This is a genomic window from Thermomonas sp., from assembly GCF_046293095.1.
GTDB lineage: Bacteria > Pseudomonadota > Gammaproteobacteria > Xanthomonadales > Xanthomonadaceae > Thermomonas.
In genome coordinates this window covers 1-16,248 of sequence record NZ_JBKBPN010000002.1, presented here as the reverse complement: position 1 = coordinate 16,248, position 16,248 = coordinate 1, and the positions used below count along the sequence as shown (strand labels likewise).

The following is a 16,248-nucleotide window of genomic DNA, read 5'->3' as shown; positions in this document are numbered from 1 at the left end:
TCCGAGTGTAACAACCGCGTGCAAAAAGCCCATGCCCCACGTTCGATCTGCCTGCTGCGGCTGTCCGCGCTGGGCGACGTCACCCACGTGCTGCCGCTGGTGCACACCCTGCAAACCGGGCTGCCCGGCGTCGCGCTGACCTGGATCATCGGTCGCGGCGAGCGCCGCCTGTTGGACGGCTTGCCGGGCGTGCGCTTCGTGGAATACGACAAGAAGACCGGGCTGGCCGGCATGCGCGCCCTGCGCCGCGAGCTGGGCCAGCGCTTCGACGTGCTGCTGCAGCTACAGGTCTCGGCGCGCGCGAACCTGCTGTCGGCGTTCGTACCGGCACGGCGGCGGATCGGCTACGACCGTTCGCGCAGCAAGGAGGGCCACGGCCTGGTCGTCAACGAGCGCATCCGCGACCACGGCAACATCCACGTCCTGGACGCCATCGGCAGCTTCTGCGAGCCGCTGGGGCTGGTACGCGACGACGTGGTCTGGAACCTGCCGGTGCCGGACGATGCCCACGCCTGGGCGCGCGCGCAATGGCCCGACGACGGCCGCCGCACGCTGATGGTCTCGCCCTGTTCCAGCCATCCGCTGCGCAACTGGCGCGCCGAACGCTACGCCGCGCTGGCCGACCACGCCGCGGCACAGGGCTGGCGGATCGTGCTGTGCGGCGGCCGCAGCGAGCTGGAGCGCAGTACCGGCGATGCGATCCTCGCCGCCATGGCAGCGCGCGCGGAGGTGCTGGACCTGATCGGCAAGGACACCCTCAAGCAACTGCCAGCCCTGCTGGCCCGCGCCGACCTGCTGGTCACGCCGGACTCCGGCCCGATGCACATCGCCAACGCGATGGGCACGAAGGTACTGGGCCTGCACGCCGCCACCAATCCGCACCGCAGCGGCCCGTATTCCGACCGGCGCTGGTGCGTGGACCGCTACGACGCCGCCGCGCGGAAATACCGCGGCAAGCCGGCGTCGGAGCTGAAATGGGGGACGAAGATCGAGGCCGACGGCGTGATGGACCTCATCGCCGTCAAGGACGCGGTGGCGGCGTTCGAGCGTTTCCGCGCCAGCCTCGGGTGAGGCTCAGGCGCCCTGCCCGGTGCCGTAATCCTGGTAGGACTTCTCCTCGACATAGGCCGAGCCCAGTGCGAGGTTGATGTCCTTCTTCACCCGCGCGCGGATGTCGTTCTGGAAGTAGACCGCACGCGCCAGCCGGATGAACTCGTCGTCGAAGGCCTGCGCCTTCTCCTTCAGGCGGATGTCGTCCTCGATCACCCACAGGCGCTCGTTGACCGCCTTCAGCTCGGCGCGCAGCGTGGCGATGTCCTGCCCGGCAGCCGGGTGGGCCATCCAGGTCTTTTCCAGCGCGGCCAGCTCGTTGCGGACGTTGGCCAGCTTGGCCGGGTCGGTCATGCGCTCGGACTTGATCTGCAGAATGGCGATCTTGTCCAGCAGCTCGCCGAACGACACGGGCACCAGGATCTCGGACATCGGGACGCAGCCTCCGGAAGGGGCCGCCAGTGTACCCGCCTTGCCGCCGGGCCACGCGCCCCGTATGATGCGCTCCCCACTTCCGGAGAGGTGGCAGAGCGGTTGAATGTACCTGACTCGAAATCAGGCGTAGGTTTATAGCCTACCGAGGGTTCGAATCCCTCCCTCTCCGCCAGACATGAGCGCGCCCCCGTCAGGGGGCGTTTTCATGTCCGCGGGGGAACGCGATGGACGAGCGCTCTTGCAGGATTAAACGGCTCGACAGGATCGCCGACCGGGGAAGCCGCAGGCCGCCCTCCCGGCGCGCAAGCCCCAAGACGGTGCTTTCGGCAAGGGCGCGCAGGCCGGTTCTGCCCAACCATCGCCCCAGGGCAAGCCCTCCCCGCATTGCCATCGCGTCCGGTTCCCCCGCATGATCCCGTTACCCCCGATGACCCCCGGACACTTGCCGCCCGCATGATCGAATTCGGACACCTGACGCATGTCGGCCTGCGGCGCGAGCTGAACGAAGACACCTACTACGGCGACAGCGAGCTGGGGCTCTGGCTGGTGGCCGATGGCATGGGCGGGCACGAGTTCGGCGAGGTGGCCAGCGCGCTGGCCCGGGAGACCATCGTCCGCGAGGTGCGCGCCGGCACGCCGCTGGCCGAGGCCATCCGCATCGCCGACGAGGAGATCATCCGCTGCTCGCGTCGGCGCGGGGACAGCCTGCCGATGGGCACCACCGTGGTTGCGGCACGGATCGATGGCAACCGCTTCGAGGTGGCGTGGGTTGGCGACAGCCGTGTCTACCTGTGGCGCGACAACCTGCTGACGCAGATCTCGCACGACCACAGCTACGTGCAGGAGCTGATCGCACAGGGCGCGATCAGCGCCGACCAGGCCCGCAGCCACCCGCACCGCAACGTGGTCACCCAGGCACTGGGCGTGACCGCCCCCGAGCAGCTGAACGTGGAGACGCTGAGCGGCGAGCTGCGCCCCGGCATGCAGCTGCTGCTGTGCAGCGACGGCCTCACCGAGGAAGTCGATGACCGCCAGATTGCGCAGGTATTGGCGCACCAGGAATGCAGCGCGCAGGAATGCGTGGACGGGCTGGTGGCCGCGGCGCTGGACGGCGGCGGCTCGGACAACGTCACCGTGGTGCTGGTCCGGCGCCACTGACGCCGCAGCTCAGGCGGCGTCGGTCTCCAGCGCCAGCCACAGGCAGCGCCCGGACTTTTTCTCCAGGCCGGCCAGCCGCGCGGCATGCGCTTCGGCCTCGTCGGGCGCCACCCGCACGCGCGGCCGCGCGGCCGCGTCGCCCACGTCCACCGGCAGCACTGCGCCAGCTTGCGCCTCCTCGGCAGGCGCGCTGTCGAAGCCGATCTCGCTCTGGCCCGAGGTCAGCGCCAGGTAGACATCCATCAGGATCTGGGCGTCCAGCAGCGCGCCGTGCAGCTGCCGCTGCGAATTGTCGACGCCAAGGCGCTTGCACAGCGCGTCCAGCGAATTGCGCTGCCCCGGGAAGCGCTGGCGCGCCAGCAGCAGGGTGTCTTCGACCGTGCAGCGGTCCTCGATGCGGCCCGCGCCCGCCAGTCGCGCCAGCTCGGCGTTGAGGAAGCCGAGGTCGAACGCCGCGTTGTGGATGATGAGCTCCGCGCCGTCGATGAAGGCCAGGAACTCCTCCGCCACTTCGGCAAAGCGGGGCTTGTCGGCGAGGAATTCAAGGGTCAGCCCGGTCACCTCCTGGGCGCCCGGCTCGAACTCGCGGTCCGGGCACAAGTAGCGGTGGAAGGTGCGCCCGGTCGGCCGCCGCTCCAGCAGCTCGACGCAGCCGATCTCGACCACGCGGTTGCCCTTCTGCCACTCCAGGCCGGTGGTTTCAGTATCGAGGACGATCTGTCGGTGCGCGGACGTCGCCATCAGCCTGCCTGCTCCTTGAATTTCAACGCTTCTGCGCGCGCCAATTGGTCGACGCGTTCGTTCTCCGGATGTCCGGCGTGGCCCTTCACCCAGCGCCAGTCCACCGCGTGGCGGGATGCTGCGGCGTGCAGCCGCTCCCACAGATCGCGGTTCTTGACCGGGTCGCCACCAGCGGTCTTCCAGCCACGTCGCAGCCAGCCCGCCATCCACTCGGTGATGCCCTGCCGGACGTACTGGGAATCGGTGGTCAGCACGACGCTGCAAGGCTCTTTGAGCACTTCCAGCGCGGCAATGGCCGCCATCAGCTCCATCCGGTTGTTGGTGGTCTGCGCTTCACCGCCGGCCAGTTCACGCTCGACGCCGCGCCAGCGCAGCAGCGCGGCCCAGCCACCGGGCCCGGGATTGCCCAGGCAGGCGCCATCGGTGTGGATCTCCACCTGCTTGCGGGTCATGCCGGCGTCCCTGCGCGCAATGCCAGCACGCGCCGATGGGGAAGCGGCGTCAGCGGCAGCCGGCGCTTCTCGGCGCGCAGCAGGAAGGCCGCACGCAGGCCGACGCCGTCCTGCTGGCGGGCGTGCGGGATGCGCTCCCAGGTCGGCCCCACACCCTGCGTGACCGAATCCGGCACCAGCCCGGCGGCCCGCAGGCGACGGCGCCAAGTCACGGGCTCGCGGGCCTCCAGGCCTTGGCCGCGCCAACGCCAGCGATATGGCGACAGCGGATTCAGTGCCAGCAGCCACAGCCAGCCGCCGGGCACCAGCACGCGCTCGCATTCCGCCAGCAGGCCCACCGGGTCGCAGCCGGCATCGCCCAGGTGCTGGACGATGGCCACGGCACAGGACGCATTGGCCAGCGGCAGCGGCAGGCGGCAACGCAGGTCGCCATGGAACCCCGCAGCGCCCCCGTGCAGGCACAGCGGCAGGCCACTCTCGGGGTCCCTTGGCGGCGTCGCCATCGAGGGCCCGAACCACAGCACCGCCGGCCCCAAGCGCGAGCGCGCGGCTTCCGCCACCAGCTCGGCCTCGCTGTCCAGCAGGGCCCGGCCCGCATCGCTGGCAAACCAAGCGTCGGCCGCGGCGGGATCGGGTTGTGTGTGGAACGCAGGCAGCGGCATGATCGGGATTCTGCGGGAAACCCCGCGCCGCGTCACGGCTGGACAAATGGATCTGCGTGCGGTTCCCGCCTTCGACGACAACTACATCTGGCTGCTGCGCGATGCCGAGGGCCGCGCACTGGTGGTCGATCCGGGCGAAGCCGCGCCCGTGCTGGCCGCGCTGGGCGACGTGCCGCCGCTGGCCATCCTGCTCACCCACCACCACGGCGACCACGTCGGTGGCGTCGCCGATCTGCTGGCACGCTGGCCCGCCACGCCAGTACTGGCTCCGCACGACGACCGCATCCCGCAGGCCAGCCAGCGCGTGGCCGGGGGTGATCGTGTCAGCGTCGGCGACTGGCACTTCGATGTGCTGGCCGTGCCCGGCCACACCCGCAGCCACGTCGCCTACCACGGCGAGGGCCTGCTGTTCTGCGGCGACACGCTGTTCAGCCTGGGCTGCGGGCGGATGTTCGAGGGCACGCCGCCGCAGATGCACGCCTCGCTGGCGCGACTGGCCGCGCTGCCCGGCAACACCCGCGTGTGCTGCGCGCACGAATACACGCTGGGCAACGCGGCATTCGCGCTGGCGGTGGAACCCGGTAACACCGCGCTGCAGGCGCGCGCCGAGACGGTCCGCGCCCTGCGTGCCAAAGGACAGCCCACCCTGCCGACGACGCTTGCCGAGGAGTGCGCCTGCAACCCGTTCCTGCGCTGCAACGTGCCGGCCGTGCGCGCGGCCGCCGAAGGCCACGCCGGCCAGCCACTGGACGATGCCGCGGCCGTGTTCGGCGCGCTGCGCGCCTGGAAGGACGGGTTCCGCGCCTGAGGCCCATACGGGTGCGCACACTGGCCGCACCCGGGCGCGCAAGGCACACTAGGGCATTCGTTCGACGCGCCCCACGCGCATCATCAAGGAGACACCATGGGATTCCTGCAAGGCAAGCGCGCGCTGGTCACCGGCATCGCCAGCCAGCGTTCCATCGCCACCGGCATTGCCGATGCCTTCCACCGCGAGGGCGCCGAGCTGGCGCTGACCTACCAGAACGAGAAACTCAAGTCGCGGGTCGAGGACGCCGCCGCCGAGTACGGCAGCAAGATCGTGCTGCCGCTGGACGTGGCGTCCGACGACCAGATCGATGCCTGTTTCGCCGAGCTGGGCAAACACTGGAGCGACGGCTTCGACATCCTCGTGCACTGCATCGCCTTCGCGCCGCGCGAAGCCATCGAGGGCGACTTCCTCGACGGCATCAACCGCGAGCGCTTCCATATCGCCCACGACATCAGCGCCTACTCGCTGGCCGCGCTGGGCAAGGCCGCGCGGCCGCTGATGAAGGGCCGCAACGGCAGCATCCTCACCCTGTCCTACCTCGGCGCCGAACGCGCGCTGGCCAACTACAACACGATGGGCGTGGCCAAGGCTTCGCTGGAAGCCACCGTGCGCTACATGGCGATGGCGCTGGGCCCGGAGGGCACCCGCGTGAACGCCATCTCGGCCGGCCCGATCCGCACACTGGCGGCCAGCGGCGTGGCCAACTTCCGCAAGATGCTGAGCCAGTTCGAGGCGGTCGCACCGCTGCGACGCGCGGTGACCATCGAGGACGTCGGCAACACCGCGGCGTTCCTGTGCTCCGACCTCGCCCACGGCATCACCGGCGAAATCACCTACGTGGATGCCGGCTACAACATCATGGGGATGAGCGGTATCGAGTGATCCCGCCCGTCACGGCGGCTCCATGTAAAACGCCCGGCAGCGCCGGGCGTTTTTTGTTGTGGCAGACAGGGCGGCACCATCACCGCCCATGCCACCTTACAGGCGGTCTTCGGCGACCTGGATGTCGTACTTGGCGCGCGCGGCACGCACAAACGCATCCTGCGCCTGCAGGCCCTTTGCATTCGCCAACTGGCGGCGCAGCCCAGCGCGCTCTTGCGGGGTGACCTGCCCGATATCAGCGTCACGGACCGCACGCACGGCAAACACCATGTACTGGCCATCCACCAGCACCTTGTCGACTACCGGCTGAGCTGACTGCGGACGCGGCGCGCTGAAGAACGCCTGGGACGCCTGTGGCGAGGGCACCGGCATGCCGCGACGGATGTCGTTGGCCTCCGACACGGACAGCCCGGCCGCAGCAGCGGCGGCGGCCAGCCCGTCGGTGCGGGCGGCCTTCAGCAGGGCATCGGCGGCAGCCTCCGCGGCCTTGCGCTGGCGGTCGGCGCGGATCGCCGCCACCACGGCGTCACGCACCTTCGCCAGCGGCAGCGGCTGCTCCGGGACATGGTCGATCACCCGGATCAACACGGTGCGCTCGGGTCCCAGCTCGATCGGATCGCTGGCAGTGCCATCCTGCAGCAGGCTCTCGGTGAAAGCGGCGCGCAGCACCTTCTGGTCGCTGGCGATGCCCGGCCCACCCGCGCGGCTGAACGCCGGTGTGGTCTGCAGCGGCAAGCCCACCGCCTTGGCCGCGGGCTCCAGCGAGGTGGGAGTCTTGTAGGCGGCATCCACCAGCTTGCCGGTCAGCTCGTTGAAGGCACGCTCGCGTGCACCCTCCTGCAGCTCTTTCTCCAGTTCGGGGCGCACCTCATCAAACGGACGCTGCACCGCAGCGCGGATCTGGTTCACCTTGATCACATGCCAGCCGAAATCGGTCTTGACCGGCCCACGCACCTCCCCGGCCTGCATCGCGAAGGCGGCGTCATCGAAGGCCCCCGGCATGCCGCCTTTGGCGATCCAGCCCAGGTCGCCGCCGCTGGCCTTGGAGCCGGCGTCGTCAGAATTGACGCGGGCCAGCGCGGCGAAATCGGCGCCGGGCGCCTTCGCCTCGGCGGCCAGCTTGGCAGCCTTCGCCTCGGCGGCCTTCTTGTCGGCGGCGCTGGCGTTGGCCGCCACCGACACAAGGATGTGCGACACCTCGCGTTTTTCCGCCGAGGAATACTTGGCGATCTGCTCCTGGTAACGCTTGCGCAATGCCGCCTCGTCCACCGGCGCGGCCGGCATCGCGGCGCCATCCACCTCGACGTACTCCAGGCGCACGGTTTCAGGCTGGCGATACTCCGCCTTGTGGGCCTGATACCAGGCGTCGATCTGGGCCGGGGTGACCTCGGCGGTGTCCGCCGCCGGCACCGGCAGCATCACGAAACTGACGTCGCGATGCTCGCCCAGCAAGCGCATCAGCCGGTCAAGCTCGGCATCCGTGACGAAAGCCGACCGCGCAATGCCAGTGGGGATCAGTTCGTTCTTCAGGCTGTCGCGGATACGCGCCTCGAAGTCGCGCGGCGTCAGCGGCGGGTTCTGCGAGGCCAGCAGCAGCCGGTAGCGGTCGGCATTGAAGGCGCCATCCACCTGGAAGTCAGGGAATTTCCGGATTGCATCCGCCACGGCCTTGTCGCCGATGACAATGCCGGCACGATCGGCCGCAAGCTTCATCAGCTCCTCGTCAATCAGGGCATCGAGGATGCGGCGCTTGTTGTCCACCGACTCGAACGCCTTCGGGTCGAAGGCATCACCCTGCTGCTGCCGCAGATTGGCGCGGGCAATCTCGACCCGTTCGCGATAGCTCTGCTGGTCGATGTCATGGATCGACCACAGGTAAGTCACCGGCCAGACGCGCGGCGCCGACGGCCACCAGGCCGGCGGCTGCGCGATGCGCGCAACGTAGGTCTCCACGCGCTGCGACATGTACGACTCCACCCCGAAAAAGGCGAAGGGGACGATCAGCAGGCCGAGGATCACAGTGGCGATCCAGCCGGAGGTCTTTTCGCGGAGCTTCTGCAGCATGGGCAAACCGGTACGGGGATGTAGCCGGTTAGTCTAACCCGAGCAAGCCGGTATCGCCGCGGGGCGCAGGGTGCGGACAGCAAAAAGCCCCGCATTGCTGCAGGGCTTTTGCTTGGAACTGGCGGAGTGGACGGGACTCGAACCCGCGACCTCCGGCGTGACAGGCCAGCATTCTAACCGACTGAACTACCACTCCGCTGGGAGCCCGCAATCATACCGACATTTTCGGCGGGCGCAACACTTTTTTCCGGCTGGTGGGCACTGAGGGGATCGAACCCCCGACCCGCTCCTTGTAAGGGAGCCGCTCTACCGCTGAGCTAAGTGCCCGGGACGGGGATTATGGCAGCACGCCCGCCGCGGCGAAACCCGGGCCTCGAGTCACGCCAGCAATGGCCGGAAACGGAAAAGCCCGGCTTGCGCCGGGCTTTCCGAAAGCAGCTTCACGCGTGGGCGATCAGTTGACCGCGTCCTTCAGCGCCTTGCCAGCCTTGAACGCCGGGTTCTTGGAGGCCTTGATCTTGATGGTGTCGCCGGTGCGCGGGTTGCGGCCGGTACGGGCGCCACGCTTGCGCACCGAGAAGGTACCGAAGCCCACGAGGGTGACGGTATCGCCCTTCTTGAGGGCCTTGGTGATGGCAGCGATCATCGCGTCGACAGCGCGGCCGGCATCGGCCTTGGTCAGTTCAGCGTGGTCGGCGACGGCTTCGATGAAATCGGCTTTGTTCATTTGCTTTTAGGCTCCGTTGCGGAAGGTGACGCGAAGAGAATTCCGTTGACCTGTGCCGTGGCGCTCCCCTGCCATGGCACCGGGCTTGCCGTGGCGCATCGACGGGCCGCCGCGGTTGCCCACCTTATACCAGCGCCATTTCCGTCGCGCAACACGAAAGCAAGTACTGGCGCGGCTTTCAGACTAACGCCCGGCCCCGCGTCGGGGCCGGCACTCCTCCATCCTCAATGCTTGACCGCCGGCCCGGCCCCGGCGCGCCGTCTGGTGCGCTGTTTGACGGGTGCGGCCAGGCCACGCCCCTTCGCCGACGCCCGCGCCGGCAAAGGACGCTCCAGCGCCAGATCCAGCACCTCGTCGATCCACTTCACCGGCACGATCTTCAGGTGCCTGGTGACCGTTGCCGGGATGTCGGCCAGGTCCTTGCGGTTCTCCTCCGGAATGATGACGGTGCGGATGCCGCCGCGAAGCGCCGCCAACAGCTTCTCCTTCAGGCCGCCGATAGCGGTGACCTTGCCGCGCAGGGTGATCTCGCCCGTCATCGCCACGTCATGGCGCACCGGCACCTTGGCCAGCATCGAAACCAGCGCGGTGGCCATCGCGATGCCCGCACTGGGCCCATCCTTGGGCGTGGCGCCATCGGGTACGTGCACGTGGACGTCGTGCTTCTGCAGGAAGTCCAGCTCAATGCCCAACTGCTCTGCGCGGGCGCGCACCACCGACAGCGCCGCCGACGCCGACTCCTTCATCACATCGCCCAGCTGGCCGGTGAGGATGAGCTGCCCCTTGCCCGGCACCAGCGTCGACTCGATCTGCAACAGGTCGCCGCCGACCTCGGTCCATGCCAGCCCGGTGACCAGGCCGATCTCGTTTTCCGCCTCGGCGCGGCCGAAGTCGAAGCGCTGCACGCCCAAGTATTTGTCGAGGTTCTTGTCATTGACCACCACGGTCTTCAGCTTGGCGATCTTGCCTTTCTTGCCTGCCGGCGCAGGGCCCTTCAGTGCGATCTCCTTGACAACCTTGCGCGCGATCTTGGCGATCTCGCGTTCGAGGTTGCGCACGCCCGACTCGCGCGTGTAGTAGCGCACGATGCCGGTGATCGCACTTTCCTCGATCCGCAACTCGCCCTCGCGCAGGCCGTTGGCCTTGAGCTGCTTGGGGATCAGGTAGCGCATTGCGATATTGAGCTTCTCCTCCTCGGTGTAGCCGGGGATGCGGATCACCTCCATGCGATCCAGCAACGGGCCGGGGATGTTGAGCGAGTTGGAGGTGGCGACGAACATCACCTCGGACAGGTCAAGATCGACCTCCAGGTAATGGTCGTTGAAGGTGTGGTTCTGCTCCGGGTCAAGCACCTCCAGCAGCGCCGAGGACGGGTCGCCGCGGAAGTCCATCGACATCTTGTCGATCTCGTCCAGCACGAACAACGGATTCTTCGTGCCGACCTTGTTGAGGTTCTGCACGATCCGGCCCGGCATCGAGCCCACGTAGGTGCGGCGGTGGCCGCGGATCTCGGCTTCATCGCGCACACCGCCCAGCGCCATCCGCACGAACTTGCGGTTGGTCGCCTTGGCGATGCTCTGGCCCAGCGAGGTCTTGCCCACACCGGGCGGGCCGACTAGGCACAGGATCGGCCCCTTCATCTTCGACACGCGCGACTGCACCGCCAGGTACTCGAGGATCCGGTCCTTCACCTTCTCCAGGCCGTAGTGGTCGGCATCCAGCACCGCCTGGGCCGTCTTCAGGTCCTTGTGCACCTTGGTGCGCTTCTTCCACGGCACACCCAGTAGCCAGTCGAGGTAGTTGCGCACCACGCCGGCCTCGGCCGACATCGGCGACATCTGCCTGAGCTTGGCCAATTCGCCACGCGCCTTGGCCTCCACCGCCTTCGGCATGCCGGCATGGGCAATCCGTCGCGCAATGTCTTCCAGGTCGTTGGGCACGTCGTCCAGCTCGCCCAGCTCCTTCTGGATCGCCTTCATCTGCTCGTTGAGGTAGTACTCGCGCTGGCTCTTCTCCATCTGCGACTTGACCCGGCCGCGGATGCGCTTTTCCATCTGCTGCACATCGATCTCGCCATCGACCAGGCCTACCAGCAGCTCCAGTCGCCCGGCAGTGTCCAGCGTTTCCAGCAGCCGCTGCTTGTCGGCCAGGCGGACGCCAAGATGGGCGGCAACGGTGTCGGCCAGGCGATCCGGCTCATCGATGCTGGACAGCGTCTGCAGCAGCTCGGCCGGCAGCTTGCGGTTGGTCTTGATGTACTGCTCGAACAGCGCGAGCAGCGAACGCACAATGGCCTGCACTTCACGCGGCTCGCGCTCGGTGGCAGACGCCACCTCCACTGCTTTGGCAAACAGCGCGCCATCGCGTTCGTGCACGTCTTCGGCGCGGGCCCGCGCCAGCCCCTCCACCAGCACCTTGATGGTGCCGTCAGGGAGTTTCAGCAACTGCAGCACCTGCGCCATCGTGCCGATCGCATGCAGGTCGGCGGCGCCAGGATCATCGGTGTCGGCGGCCTTCTGCGCCACCAGCAGGATGCGCTTGTCGCCCTCGACGGCCAGGTCGAGCGCACGGATGGATTTCTCCCGCCCGACGAACAGCGGGATGACCATGTGCGGGAACACCACCACGTCGCGCAACGGCAGTACCGGCAGCACGTGGGCATCGGAAGGGGGGGGGCTAGCAGCCATTGCAGAACTCCGGATGACGATCGCGACGCACCTGCGCCGCCATGCGCTGTTTATGGGGGTGCCGCGCCCGCGTTGCAAGCGCCACCCGGCATGCCGTGGCGGCTGGCACGTGGGGGACGGCAATCACTGCGGAAGATCGTTGACGTTCAACGAAAAAGCCGCCCGAAGGCGGCTTTTACAACGTTCCGGACGGGCCGCCGCGTTCAGTCGGCAGCAGCCGCCTTGGCACCCGCCTTGGCCGGCGCCGGCACGGTCTGGTAGATCAGATACGGCTCCGATTTGTGCTCGATCACCGACTCGTCCACCACCACCTTGCTGACGTTCTCCAGCGACGGCAGCTCGTACATGGTATCCAGCAGCACCGACTCGACGATGGTGCGCAGTCCACGCGCACCGGTCTTGCGCTTGAGCGCCTTCCTGGCGATGGCGGACAGCGCGTCCGGACGGATATCCAACTCCACGCCCTCCATCTCGAACAGCTTCTTGAACTGCTTGGTGATGGCGTTCTTGGGCTCGGTGAGAATCTTGACCAGGGCGGCTTCGTCCAGTTCCTCCAGCGTCGCCACCACCGGCAGGCGGCCGACGAACTCGGGGATCAGACCATACTTGATGAGGTCCTCGGGCTCGACGTTCGCCAAGACCTGGCCGATGTCGGCCTTGCGCTCGGTGCTCTTGACCTTGGCCCCGAAGCCGATGCCGCCGGCCTCGGTGGAACGCTGCTGGATCACCTTGTCCAGGCCTGCGAACGCGCCACCGACGATGAACAGGATGTTGCGGGTATCGACCTGCAGGAACTCCTGCTGGGGATGCTTGCGACCGCCCTGCGGCGGGACGCTGGCAATGGTGCCTTCGATCAGCTTGAGCAGCGCCTGCTGCACACCCTCGCCGGACACGTCGCGGGTGATCGAGGGGTTCTCGGACTTGCGGCTGATCTTGTCGATCTCGTCGATGTAGACGATGCCCTGCTGTGCCTTTTCGACGTCGTAGTCGCACTTCTGCAGCAGCTTCTGGATGATGTTTTCCACGTCCTCGCCGACGTAGCCGGCCTCGGTCAGCGTGGTGGCATCGGCCATGGTGAACGGCACGTTCAGCATGCGCGCCAGCGTTTCCGCCAACAGCGTCTTGCCCGAGCCGGTGGGTCCGACCAGCAGGATGTTGGATTTGGCCAGTTCGACGTCGTCGTTTTTCTGGCGGCTTTCGATGCGCTTGTAGTGGTTGTACACGGCGACCGCGAGCGTCTTCTTCGCACGCTGCTGGCCGATCACATACTGGTCCAGTACCTCGAGGATCTCGCGCGGCTTGGGCAACGCGCTGCGGCTGGACTGCGCCTTCTCCTCCAGCTCCTCGCGGATGATGTCGTTGCAGAGCTCCACGCACTCGTCGCAGATGAACACGCTGGGCCCGGCAATCAGCTTGCGCACCTCGTGTTGGCTCTTCCCGCAAAAAGAGCAGTAGAGGATCTTGCTGCTGTCGCCGGTATTGCGTCCCTGACGGTCTTCGCTCATTCGCAACTCACTCGCCGCACGGTGCGGCTTTGGCCCGAGAATACCATACGCCCCCGCCGGGCCCAGCCGGGGCGGTGCCTGTGCTGCCTAGACTGTATCGGCTGGCGGCACGGATCCATGAACCCGCACCACCGCCCATTCAGCTTGCCTGGATGGACTCTTCCGGACGCCGGGTCAGGACTTCATCCACCAGCCCGTAGTCGCGGGCGGCCGAGGCGCTCTTGAAATTGTCGCGCTCGGTATCGCGGGCGATGACCTCGATGGACTGGCCGGTGTGGCGGGCCAGGATCTCGTTCAGGCGCTCGCGCATCGACAGGATCTCGCGCGCTTGGATGTCGATATCCGTGGCCTGGCCCTGGGCCCCGCCCAGCGGCTGATGGATCATCACCCGCGAATTGGGCAGCGCATAGCGCTTGCCCTTTGCGCCTGCCGCCAGCAGCACCGCGCCCATCGAGGCCGCCTGGCCAACGCAGATCGTACTCACGTCCGGCTTGATGTACTGCATGGTGTCGTAGATCGCCATGCCGGCCGTGACGATGCCGCCGGGCGAGTTGATGTACAGGCTGATGTCCTTTTCGGGGTTCTCCGCCTCGAGGAACAGCATCTGCGCGACCACCACGTTGGCCACATGGTCGTCGATGCCGCCGACCAGGAAGATCACCCGCTCCTTCAGCAGGCGCGAATAGATGTCGTACGCGCGCTCGCCACGGCTGGTCTGTTCGACCACCATCGGCACCAGGTTCAGGTTCTTGATCGGATCCATGGGTTCTCGCTCGGCGTTTCCGCCTGTTGAAGGTTACTGGCTGATCGCTTCCTGGAAGGTCAGCGTCTTCTCGGTATGCTGGGCGCGTTCGGCGATCCAGTCGATCACCTGCTCTTCCATCACGCGGTTCTGCAGGCCCTGCATCAGCTGGGGATCATTGCGGTAAAGATCAATGACCTGCTGGGGCTGCTCGTAGGTGGACGCGATCAGGCGCATGGTTTCATTCAGGCGCTCCGGCTCGAGGCGCAGCTCGTTGCGACGGGCCACCTCGGCCACCAGCAGGGCCACCAGAACGCGCTTGCGCGCGGCGTCCTGGAAGGCCTCCGGGCCGGCGGTGAGCTGCTGGCCCTGCTGGCGGGCCTGCTCGGCGGCATTGGCCAGCAACGCGTTCGCCTCGTCCTGGACGATGCGCGGCGGCAGCTCGACGTGCGAATAGGCGGCCACCAGCTGCTCGCCGACTTCGCGACGCAGACGGTTCATCAGCGCGCCCTTGAGCTCGCGCTCCAGATTGGCACGGATCTCGGCCTTGAACTGGTCCAGGTCCCCGCTCTTGACCCCGAAGCTGCGGATGAACGCGGCATCGACCTCCGGCAGCACCAGCTCGGCCACGTCGAGCAGCTTGAAGGTGGAGGTAATGGTCTTGCCGGCGAACTGCGCGGCGTGCCAATCGGCAGGCAGGGTGATATCGAGCGTCTTCTCCTCGCCCGGCTGCATGCCGACGATGGCGGACTCCACCTCCGGGTAGACCGCAGCGGAGCCCAGCACGGTGCTGGTGCGCTCCACGCCTTCGGCCGGCATGCGGACGCCATCGACCACGCTGCTGGTCTCCAGATTCACCAGATCGCCAGCCTTGGCGGCGCGGGTCACCTTGGTCCAGCTGCCGCGCTGCTGGCGCAGGTTTTCCAGCATGCGCTCGACGTCGGCGTCGGTCACTTCAGCGACATGGCGCGTGATCTCCAGCTTGGCCAGATCCAGCTCGCCGAAGTCAGGGGCCAACTCGACCGAGGCGATGAACTTCAGCTCGCCCTCGGCGGCATCCTCGCCCGGCGCCACCTGCGGCGCACCCACCACCTTCAGCGAATTCTCGCTGACGGCCTTGCCCAGGCCTTCGCGCAGCAGGCCATCCAGGATCTCGGCGCGCACCTGGCCGCCATAGCGCTGCTCGACCACCTTGGTCGGTACCTTGCCCGGGCGGAAGCCCTTGATCCGCACGTTCTGCGCGATCTCGCGCAGGCGGCTGCCGACCTGTGCATCGACATCGCCGGCAGGCAGGCTGAGGATGACGCGGCGCTCGAGGTTGCCGATGGATTCGACCGAGACTTGCATGATGCGATGACTCCTGGGTGGGTTCGCGCGAACCCGGACGTTATGCGGATGGATGCGTGGACCGGGACAGGTGCCCCGGGCGCGGCCATGACCGCGCGGAACTTGCTAGTTTCCCCGATTTCCCGCCGGCCCGCCACCTGTCCTGCGCATCCGCATTGACAGAAGGCGCGCGGCGCCTGACAATGCGCGGCCTTTCGTTGCACTGGCGTGCCCGGAAGTACGGCGTCCGCAGTCGTCGGGCGGCGCCGGGGTGCTTAGGTTCCGTCGGCGGGGTATAGCGCAGTCTGGTAGCGCGCCTGCTTTGGGAGCAGGATGTCGGGGGTTCGAATCCCTCTACCCCGACCATTCCGGCATCCGCACGTGCATGCTTTCCGGCCCGGGCGCCCGTAGCTCAACCGGATAGAGCACCGGCCTTCTAAGCCGGTGGTTGCAGGTTCGATTCCTGCCGGGCGCGCCAGACAGCGGTACAGGTTCAGTGGTGGCTGTAGCTCAGTTGGTTAGAGTCCTGGATTGTGATTCCAGTTGTCGTGGGTTCGAGTCCCATCAGCCACCCCATTCCATCGATGAACGGCCTCACGCGGGTACTTGCAGACGGCCGGGTGTTTGCTACAATTTCGCTTCCCGGGGCCGTTAGCTCAGTTGGTAGAGCAGTTGACTCTTAATCAATAGGTCCAAGGTTCGAATCCTTGACGGCCCACCAAACCCCGAAACGCCCGGCCACAAGCCGGGCGTTTTCTTTTGCGCGCCATGATCCAGCGCGGATTCGAACCTGCGGTTCGCCCGCTGCGCGGGCCCGGCCCGGTGCGGTGCAGCGCACCGGGCGCTCGCGGGCGCGCCGCTACGCTGCGCGAAAGCCCCGCTCACCCTTGACGGCCCACCAAACCCCGAAACGCCCGGCCACAAGCCGGGCGTTTTCTTTTGCGCGCCATGATCCAGCGCGGATTCGAACCTGCGGTTCGCCCGCTGCGCGGGCCCGGCCCGGTGC

Annotated in this window: 14 protein-coding genes and 7 tRNA genes; 9 read left to right on the top strand and 12 right to left on the bottom strand. The window is 67.5% G+C overall.

The window, feature by feature from the left end; all coding sequences use genetic code 11:
- Positions 1 to 18: 18 nt before the first annotated feature.
- Complete coding sequence (locus ACK4SG_RS03440) at positions 19 to 1,071, top strand: glycosyltransferase family 9 protein (RefSeq protein ID WP_409599762.1); 1,053 nt, start codon at positions 19 to 21, stop codon at positions 1,069 to 1,071.
- Positions 1,072 to 1,074: 3 nt separating this feature from the next.
- Here ACK4SG_RS03440 and ACK4SG_RS03435 read toward each other — a convergent pair whose 3' ends face one another.
- Positions 1,075 to 1,482, bottom strand: coding sequence for a DUF6165 family protein (locus tag ACK4SG_RS03435; RefSeq protein WP_374556319.1), 408 nt, complete (start codon positions 1,480 to 1,482; stop codon positions 1,075 to 1,077).
- An 84-nt stretch (positions 1,483 to 1,566) separates the two neighbouring features.
- Between ACK4SG_RS03435 and ACK4SG_RS03430 the strand changes: the two genes are divergently transcribed.
- Both ACK4SG_RS03430 and ACK4SG_RS03425 read left to right on the top strand, forming a co-directional pair.
- A tRNA-Ser gene (locus tag ACK4SG_RS03430) sits at positions 1,567 to 1,657 on the top strand.
- 281 nt (positions 1,658 to 1,938) lie between these two features.
- On the top strand, positions 1,939 to 2,643 hold the full coding sequence (locus tag ACK4SG_RS03425) for a PP2C family protein-serine/threonine phosphatase (protein WP_409599760.1): 705 nt from the start codon (positions 1,939 to 1,941) through the stop codon (positions 2,641 to 2,643).
- Between the two features lie 9 nt (positions 2,644 to 2,652).
- On the opposite strand, the gene dnaQ is transcribed toward ACK4SG_RS03425, so the two are convergent.
- Genes dnaQ through ACK4SG_RS03410 form a run of 3 tightly spaced genes read right to left on the bottom strand, consistent with a single transcriptional unit; the run spans position 2,653 to position 4,498 of the window.
- The gene (dnaQ, locus tag ACK4SG_RS03420) at positions 2,653 to 3,384 is read right to left on the bottom strand and encodes a DNA polymerase III subunit epsilon (protein WP_409599758.1); all 732 of its coding nucleotides are present in this window, start codon (positions 3,382 to 3,384) and stop codon (positions 2,653 to 2,655) included.
- On the bottom strand, positions 3,384 to 3,836 hold the full coding sequence (gene rnhA, locus ACK4SG_RS03415) for a ribonuclease HI (RefSeq protein WP_409599756.1): 453 nt from the start codon (positions 3,834 to 3,836) through the stop codon (positions 3,384 to 3,386). The genes dnaQ and rnhA overlap by 1 nt, the downstream gene beginning before the upstream one ends.
- Positions 3,833 to 4,498, bottom strand: coding sequence for a hypothetical protein (locus ACK4SG_RS03410; RefSeq protein ID WP_409599754.1), 666 nt, complete (start codon positions 4,496 to 4,498; stop codon positions 3,833 to 3,835). The genes rnhA and ACK4SG_RS03410 overlap by 4 nt, the downstream gene beginning before the upstream one ends.
- 46 nt (positions 4,499 to 4,544) lie before the next feature.
- Here ACK4SG_RS03410 and gloB point away from each other — a divergent pair, with 46 nt between their 5' ends.
- Both gloB and ACK4SG_RS03400 read left to right on the top strand, forming a co-directional pair.
- Positions 4,545 to 5,306: a hydroxyacylglutathione hydrolase gene (gloB, locus tag ACK4SG_RS03405; protein ID WP_409599752.1), complete on the top strand. Its 762-nt coding sequence runs from the start codon at positions 4,545 to 4,547 to the stop codon at positions 5,304 to 5,306.
- A 96-nt stretch (positions 5,307 to 5,402) separates the two neighbouring features.
- A complete protein-coding gene (locus tag ACK4SG_RS03400; RefSeq protein ID WP_409599750.1) occupies positions 5,403 to 6,191 on the top strand; it encodes an enoyl-ACP reductase in 789 nt (262 codons plus the stop codon).
- A 96-nt stretch (positions 6,192 to 6,287) separates the two neighbouring features.
- Here ACK4SG_RS03400 and ACK4SG_RS03395 read toward each other — a convergent pair whose 3' ends face one another.
- The 8 genes from ACK4SG_RS03395 to tig all read right to left on the bottom strand — a co-directional run bounded on the left by ACK4SG_RS03395 (position 6,288) and on the right by tig (position 15,263).
- Positions 6,288 to 8,255, bottom strand: a complete 1,968-nt coding sequence (locus tag ACK4SG_RS03395) for a peptidyl-prolyl cis-trans isomerase (protein ID WP_409599748.1) — start codon at positions 8,253 to 8,255, stop codon at positions 6,288 to 6,290.
- 119 nt (positions 8,256 to 8,374) lie between these two features.
- Positions 8,375 to 8,451, bottom strand: a tRNA-Asp gene (locus ACK4SG_RS03390).
- Between the two features lie 56 nt (positions 8,452 to 8,507).
- A tRNA-Val gene (locus ACK4SG_RS03385) sits at positions 8,508 to 8,582 on the bottom strand.
- Positions 8,583 to 8,709: 127 nt separating this feature from the next.
- Entirely contained in the window at positions 8,710 to 8,982 is a 273-nt protein-coding gene (locus ACK4SG_RS03380; RefSeq protein WP_409599746.1) for an HU family DNA-binding protein, read from the bottom strand.
- A 224-nt stretch (positions 8,983 to 9,206) separates the two neighbouring features.
- A complete protein-coding gene (lon, locus tag ACK4SG_RS03375; protein ID WP_409599744.1) occupies positions 9,207 to 11,669 on the bottom strand; it encodes an endopeptidase La in 2,463 nt (820 codons plus the stop codon).
- Between the two features lie 203 nt (positions 11,670 to 11,872).
- A complete protein-coding gene (clpX, locus tag ACK4SG_RS03370; RefSeq protein WP_409599742.1) occupies positions 11,873 to 13,174 on the bottom strand; it encodes an ATP-dependent Clp protease ATP-binding subunit ClpX in 1,302 nt (433 codons plus the stop codon).
- A 139-nt stretch (positions 13,175 to 13,313) separates the two neighbouring features.
- Positions 13,314 to 13,937: an ATP-dependent Clp endopeptidase proteolytic subunit ClpP gene (clpP, locus tag ACK4SG_RS03365; RefSeq protein ID WP_409599740.1), complete on the bottom strand. Its 624-nt coding sequence runs from the start codon at positions 13,935 to 13,937 to the stop codon at positions 13,314 to 13,316.
- A 33-nt stretch (positions 13,938 to 13,970) separates the two neighbouring features.
- Positions 13,971 to 15,263, bottom strand: a complete 1,293-nt coding sequence (gene tig / locus ACK4SG_RS03360; RefSeq protein ID WP_409599738.1) for a trigger factor — start codon at positions 15,261 to 15,263, stop codon at positions 13,971 to 13,973.
- A 268-nt stretch (positions 15,264 to 15,531) separates the two neighbouring features.
- Here tig and ACK4SG_RS03355 point away from each other — a divergent pair.
- The 4 genes from ACK4SG_RS03355 (at position 15,532) to ACK4SG_RS03340 (ending at position 15,963) form a co-directional block, all read left to right on the top strand.
- Positions 15,532 to 15,608: transfer RNA gene (locus tag ACK4SG_RS03355), tRNA-Pro, on the top strand.
- 35 nt (positions 15,609 to 15,643) lie between these two features.
- A tRNA-Arg gene (locus tag ACK4SG_RS03350) sits at positions 15,644 to 15,720 on the top strand.
- A gap of 21 nt (positions 15,721 to 15,741) precedes the next feature.
- A tRNA-His gene (locus ACK4SG_RS03345) sits at positions 15,742 to 15,818 on the top strand.
- Between the two features lie 69 nt (positions 15,819 to 15,887).
- Positions 15,888 to 15,963: transfer RNA gene (locus ACK4SG_RS03340), tRNA-Lys, on the top strand.
- The last annotated feature ends 285 nt before the right edge of the window (positions 15,964 to 16,248 follow it).

Excerpts from the sequence above, each read along its gene's own strand:
- ACK4SG_RS03435 (WP_374556319.1), bottom strand. The coding sequence starts at position 1,482 with ATGTCCGAGATCCTGGTGCCCGTGTCGTTCGGCGAGCTGCTGGACAAG.
- ACK4SG_RS03425 (WP_409599760.1), top strand. The coding sequence starts at position 1,939 with ATGATCGAATTCGGACACCTGACGCATGTCGGCCTGCGGCGCGAGCTG.
- dnaQ (WP_409599758.1), bottom strand. The coding sequence starts at position 3,384 with ATGGCGACGTCCGCGCACCGACAGATCGTCCTCGATACTGAAACCACC.
- rnhA (WP_409599756.1), bottom strand. The coding sequence starts at position 3,836 with ATGACCCGCAAGCAGGTGGAGATCCACACCGATGGCGCCTGCCTGGGC.
- ACK4SG_RS03410 (WP_409599754.1), bottom strand. The coding sequence starts at position 4,498 with ATGCCGCTGCCTGCGTTCCACACACAACCCGATCCCGCCGCGGCCGAC.
- gloB (WP_409599752.1), top strand. The coding sequence starts at position 4,545 with ATGGATCTGCGTGCGGTTCCCGCCTTCGACGACAACTACATCTGGCTG.
- ACK4SG_RS03400 (WP_409599750.1), top strand. The coding sequence starts at position 5,403 with ATGGGATTCCTGCAAGGCAAGCGCGCGCTGGTCACCGGCATCGCCAGC.
- ACK4SG_RS03395 (WP_409599748.1), bottom strand. The coding sequence starts at position 8,255 with ATGCTGCAGAAGCTCCGCGAAAAGACCTCCGGCTGGATCGCCACTGTG.
- ACK4SG_RS03380 (WP_409599746.1), bottom strand. The coding sequence starts at position 8,982 with ATGAACAAAGCCGATTTCATCGAAGCCGTCGCCGACCACGCTGAACTG.
- lon (WP_409599744.1), bottom strand. The coding sequence starts at position 11,669 with ATGGCTGCTAGCCCCCCCCCTTCCGATGCCCACGTGCTGCCGGTACTG.
- clpX (WP_409599742.1), bottom strand. The coding sequence starts at position 13,174 with ATGAGCGAAGACCGTCAGGGACGCAATACCGGCGACAGCAGCAAGATC.
- clpP (WP_409599740.1), bottom strand. The coding sequence starts at position 13,937 with ATGGATCCGATCAAGAACCTGAACCTGGTGCCGATGGTGGTCGAACAG.
- tig (WP_409599738.1), bottom strand. The coding sequence starts at position 15,263 with ATGCAAGTCTCGGTCGAATCCATCGGCAACCTCGAGCGCCGCGTCATC.